The sequence below is a fragment of the Salinisphaera sp. genome, assembly GCF_035690525.1.
Taxonomy (GTDB): domain Bacteria; phylum Pseudomonadota; class Gammaproteobacteria; order Nevskiales; family Salinisphaeraceae; genus Salinisphaera.
Genome location: NZ_DASSKM010000193.1, coordinates 1 through 5,014, shown reverse-complemented (window position 1 = coordinate 5,014; position 5,014 = coordinate 1). Strand labels below are relative to the sequence as shown.

4 protein-coding genes and 1 pseudogene are annotated in these 5,014 nt (G+C 67.1%); 1 reads left to right on the top strand and 4 read right to left on the bottom strand.

The window, feature by feature from the left end:
* Positions 1-360: pseudogene (locus VFJ08_RS14910) on the bottom strand (hypothetical protein); the annotation flags it as partial.
* A gap of 108 nt (positions 361-468) precedes the next feature.
* Complete coding sequence (locus tag VFJ08_RS14905) at positions 469-1,845, bottom strand: NAD-dependent succinate-semialdehyde dehydrogenase (RefSeq protein WP_324998015.1); 1,377 nt, start codon at positions 1,843-1,845, stop codon at positions 469-471.
* Positions 1,846-1,976: 131 nt separating this feature from the next.
* Between VFJ08_RS14905 and VFJ08_RS14900 the strand changes: the two genes are divergently transcribed.
* A complete protein-coding gene (locus VFJ08_RS14900; RefSeq protein ID WP_324998014.1) occupies positions 1,977-2,135 on the top strand; it encodes a hypothetical protein in 159 nt (52 codons plus the stop codon).
* 3 nt (positions 2,136-2,138) lie between these two features.
* Here VFJ08_RS14900 and VFJ08_RS14895 read toward each other — a convergent pair whose 3' ends face one another.
* Both VFJ08_RS14895 and VFJ08_RS14890 read right to left on the bottom strand, forming a co-directional pair.
* On the bottom strand, positions 2,139-4,295 hold the full coding sequence (locus VFJ08_RS14895; protein WP_324998013.1) for an FUSC family protein: 2,157 nt from the start codon (positions 4,293-4,295) through the stop codon (positions 2,139-2,141).
* 140 nt (positions 4,296-4,435) lie between these two features.
* Positions 4,436-5,014: PEP-CTERM sorting domain-containing protein (locus tag VFJ08_RS14890; RefSeq protein WP_324998012.1), on the bottom strand; the 579-nt coding region annotated here is incomplete at its 5' end.

Sequence of the window (5,014 nt, the reverse complement as noted above, 5' to 3'; positions counted from 1 at the left end):
CGGCTCCTCGATCTCGCGATAGAATCCCGGCGCGTACACGGTCTCGCCGGTGCTCGCGGCCGCGCGGATGCGTTCGAGCAGGGCCCGATAGCCGTCGCCGTCGAAAGTATCGGGCGCGCCCTTGCGATCGGCCCGGCCGAGCCGATCGAGCTGTCGTTGCGACAGATGAAACCCGTCCATCGGCACGCCGGTCGCCCGTCCGGCGAGCGCTTCGACCAATGCGTCCGCCAGCGTGGATTTGCCGGCCGCCGGGGCGCCGACCAGGCCGAGCAGACGGCGTCCCGGGCCGGCGGCCAGCGCCTCGGCCGCGGCCAGCACCGCGGGGTCGATGGTGATGCGGGCGTCGATCGTCTCGCTCATGCGAATCCTTGGCTCGTGGGCCGATGGGTGACGTGGTGGCGGCAGTATTGCCAAGGCGGTGCGGTCTGGCAATCGGCGTCCGGCGTCGCCCTTGCGAGGCGTGGGGCGCTACGGCGTGATCATCACCGACTTGATGTTGACGAATTCGCGCATGCCGAAGCCGCCGTGTTCGCGGCCGTAGCCGCTGTCCTTGACGCCGCCGAAAGGCAGTTCGGGCTGGGCCATCTGATAGCCGTTGACGTTGATCATGCCGGTATCGAACAGGTCGCGCGCAATGCGGGTCGCGCGTTCCACATCGCCCGCAAACACGCCGCCGCCCAGGCCGTAGCGCGAGTCGTTGGCGACCCGGATCGCCGCGGCCTCGTCGGCCACGCGGATCAACACGGCGACCGGGCCGAACAGCTCTTCTTCGTAAGCCGGTGTGCCGGGCTCGACGTTCTCAAGTACGGTCACCGGATAAAAATTGCCCGGGCCGTCGGGCATCTCGCCGCCCAGCGTGCAGGTCGCGCCGGCATCGATCGAGCGCCGGACCTGATCGTGCAGATTGTCGCGCAGGTCGGCGCGGGCCAGCGGGCCGAGCGCGGTGTTCGGGTCGCGCGGATCGCCGTACTCGATCGCCGCAAGCTGCTCGACCAGCCGGCGCCGAAATTCGTCGTAGATCGCATCCACCACGATGAAGCGCTTGGCGGCGATGCAGGTCTGGCCGGCGTTGTAGATCCGGCCCTGCACACAGGCGGCCACCGCGGTATCCAGATCGGCGTCCTCCAGAATCATATAGGCATCGTTGCTGCCCAGTTCGAGCACCGATTTTTTCAGACACGCCCCGGCCTTGGCGCCCACCGCGCGCCCGGCCGCCGGGCTGCCGGTCAGAGTGACGCCGCGCACGTGATCGTTTTCGATCAGGCGTTCGGTTTGCTCGGTATCGATCAAAAGCACGCTGAACACGCCTTCCGGCAGGCCGGCGTCGACGAACAGCCGTTCCAGCGCCAGGGCCGTGCCCCAGACGTTGGGCGCGTGCTTGAGCAGCACGGCGTTGCCCGCGATGATGCTGGCGATCGCATAGCGCACCACCTGATAAACCGGAAAATTCCACGGTTGGATGCCCAGGATCACGCCGATCGGCTGGTAGCTGATCAGGCCGCGGCCACCGTCGAAATCGCGTTGTTCGTCGCCCAGCACCTCGGCCGCATGATCGGCGCTGTAGTCGCAGATGCCGGCACACAGCCCGGTTTCGCCGCCGCATTGGGCGATCGGTTTGCCCATCTCGCGGGTCATCAGTTCGGCCAGTTCGTCGGCGCGTTCACGCAGTAGCGCGCCGATACGGCGCACGATCTTGGCGCGCTCGGCCAGCGGCGTGGTCTTCCAGCGCTCGAAGGCCCGGTGGGCCGCGGCCACGCGGGCGTTCACGGTGTCGTCGCTCATCAGCGGGTAGGTCTCGATGACCTCGCCGGTCGCGGGGTTGACGGTCTGAATGCTGCGTTCCACGGGCGCTTTTCCGTTTTGCGTATGTGCACGCAGTGTACGCCGGAAAATGTGATCACAACTAGGGGTTCTCGAAGCACTTGGCGGGGTCGCCGCCGCATTGGATAATGCGACAAAGCATACGGAGGGCGGTCATGACGACGTTCTGGAGCGTGATCGTGGTGGCGGCGGTGATCGCGATCGTCGCGTTGGCTTTTTTCTGGTATCAGAACCAGCGCGCGAAGGAGTCGATGCGCCACGTCGATCGCGGCAAGCTCAAGAATCTGGACGACGACGGCTGGGACGACTGGTAGCCGTCAGCCCGCGGTTTCGTTCGCGGCGGGTGTCGGCGCGGCCAGCGGCGGCTGTCCGTGTTCGAAGGCCTGGACGTAGTCGGCCAGCGCCGAGGCCGTGAGTTCGGCACAAATCGCCGCGCGGATGCCAAGCCGTCGTTCGGCCTCGCTCTCGAGCGCGACCGCATGGCCGAGCAGCCGCTGGGCCAAGTCGTGGACGGCGCGGGCCCGGTCGGCCACTTGTTCGATCGAGCCGGGGCTGCGCCCGGCGAACAGGCTGCGCAGCGCCTCCATTTCGTCGCGAACGCCGGCGCCGAGCGCTTTGGGCAGGGCGATGCGCTCGGCGAGCACGACCAGCGAACGGGCTTCCAGACCGATGTTGATCGCGGCCAGCACCGCCTGGCGCGCCGAGAACCGGTAGGGCTGCTCGATATTGCTCAGCGCCAGCGCGTTCAGCCGGTCGTACATACGGGTCTCGAAGCGCTCGCGGCTGTGGCGCCGGTCGCGGGCCAGCTCGTCGAACACGCCGACCATCTGCTCGCGTAGGCGTTGCCGCGGCGAGACCGGCAGCACAAGGCGGAAAGCCAAAACGGTCAGGCCGATCGCGCCGAAGATGCCGAGAACGATCTGGATATAGGTGGTGAAGCTCGGCAGCATGCCGTTCTGTACGTGGACCAGCAGCGAGAACATCACTATCGAAATCCGGCCCGGCAGGGCCAGACCCGGGTCGGGCATCGCCATCGCTAGACCGCCGACGAATACGACCGGCAGCATGGCGAGCATGAGCGTGGCGTAGCTCGTGGCCTGGGGCAGCACCAGGAAATCGATGACGAACGCCGCCACGGCGGCTATCGACAGCCCCTTGGCGAAACCACCGGCCGCGGCCACCGGATTGGGCAGGGTCGCGAAGATGGTGGTCAGCGCCGAGAGCAGGATCATCATCAGCACGGCCGGCAACTGGTTGTGGAAATTCACCCAAAAGGCGCCGCCGAGCGAGACCGCGGTGAGCGTGCGCAAACTGTTGCGAAGGGCCTGGCGCAGGTCCATCGGTTGGCCGAACTCGGAACGACGGTCGATATGGTCGCTTGGGTGTTCGCGTTCGGCGATCAGCAGCCCGTGGGTGGTCATCGCGGCCCGCCCGCGGCCGGCCAGCCCCAGCGCGCGGCTGAGCACGACATAGTCGGCCAGCGTACGCCGGCGGCCGTGCGCGGCGGGTTCGCGCGCCAGCGCCCGAATTTCGTCGTGGGCGGCGTCGAACGCCTGCTTGGCGTCCTCGGCGTCCTCGGGGCGCTCAGCCAGCCGGCGCGCGGGTTCGGCCAGGGCGGCGACCGGTTGCGTATCCACGTGCTCGGTGCGCCCGGCGAGATAGATATGCAGTGACGAGGTCGCGCTGATCAACGACAGGATGTCGTAGTCCAGGCGCCGGGCGATGCGATCGAACTGGGCGAACTGGGGCGCCTCGTAGCGCACGTACTGCCGTGTCTGTTCCAGTGCCAGCGTTTGCGCCGCCAACGCCTGCAGCGCGGGATGCGGATCGTCGTCGGGATTGCCGTCGGCCTTGTTGTTGTCAGGGGGTTGGTCGGGATCGGCCGAGGCGCGCGACGACAACGCGGCCAGGCCGCCGAATTCACGCCCGAGATCCCGCAGCAGGGCGATTCGGCTGTTGAAGTAGTTGCGGATGCCGGCGGGCGGCGCGAGCAATACGTTGACCGCCGCGGTGACCATCGCCGCCAGCACGCATTCGGAGGTACGGGCGACGGCGATCTCGAACGGCGGCTGGTTGAGCGTGTGTGACAGCATCACCGTGACGCCGGCGATAAAACCGGCGATCGCAAAGCCGTACGATAGATTGTTGCGCAACAGATTGGCCCAGAAGGCGCAGAAGGCGACCCACAGCGCAAGCGCGGCCGCGCTCAGCTCGTAGCTCTGGCCGAAGGCGGCCATGATCGCCAACCCCGCACAGCCCGCCACGATGGTGCCGGTGGCGCGCGAGAAACCGCGCACCACCGCCATGCCCGGCACCGGCTGGATCATGACCGCTACTTCCAGCGCGGACCAATAGGGCCGGTCCAACTGCAGCCACATCGCCAGATAGAGCGCGAGCGCGATCGCCGTGCACAGCCGCAGCGAGAACAGCAGTTGATCGATCGTGGGAGCGAACAGCCAGGCCAAGCGATTCATGCTCGACACTATGCCATCGCCGCGATCTTAGGGCCTGTTGCCGCTTCATACGGCCCCGCGTCGTATGAAACGGCAACAGCCCCTGGAGAAAGCGGTCCGCGGCCGGTCTGCCGGAGCCGGCCGCGCAGGGTATCAGATGCTTACAAGAGGTCGCGCGAGCGCTGCCGAGCGAGGCCGCCGATCAGCAACAGCGCCAGCAGCGCCATGCCCCAGGACGCCGGTTCCGGCACCGGGGCCGCCGCCGATCCCTCGCCGGTCGTGATCGCCGTGCCGGCGGTCGTCTGATAGCCATAGGACAGCAGACGCGGGCGGAAATTGGCGCCGGTGGCGTCCGACCCGACAACTTCGGCGTAGCCGTAGTGGTAGCCGTCATCCAGTAGAAATTTCAGACCGATATAGACGTCGGCCGTCGAGGTCGAGATATGGCCGGTACGGCTGTTATAGCCGGTGTAGCTGAGGCCGTCATCCGGGCCGAAGGTCTGGTTCGGAAAATAGCCCGAAGGCTGGGGCGGATCGTAGAACGGTTCGCCCAAGCTGGCGATCAGCGCCGAGCCTTGCGTGGTCACCCCGATGGGCTTGTTGAACAGGGTGTTGCGGCTGGAAAAGATGTAGCTCGGGCCGTTGTCGCCCAGCGTCAGTCGATAGGGCGAAGTCAAATCGGCATTGGGCGTGACTTTAATGGCCGTTGCCGTGGCGGTACCGGTGGCAAACAGCCCGGC

Bases quoted from the DNA above. Each gene is read 5' to 3' on its own strand.
- VFJ08_RS14900 (WP_324998014.1), top strand. From the start codon at position 1,977: ATGACGACGTTCTGGAGCGTGATCGTGGTGGCGGCGGTGATCGCGATC.
- VFJ08_RS14895 (WP_324998013.1), bottom strand. From the start codon at position 4,295: ATGAATCGCTTGGCCTGGCTGTTCGCTCCCACGATCGATCAACTGCTG.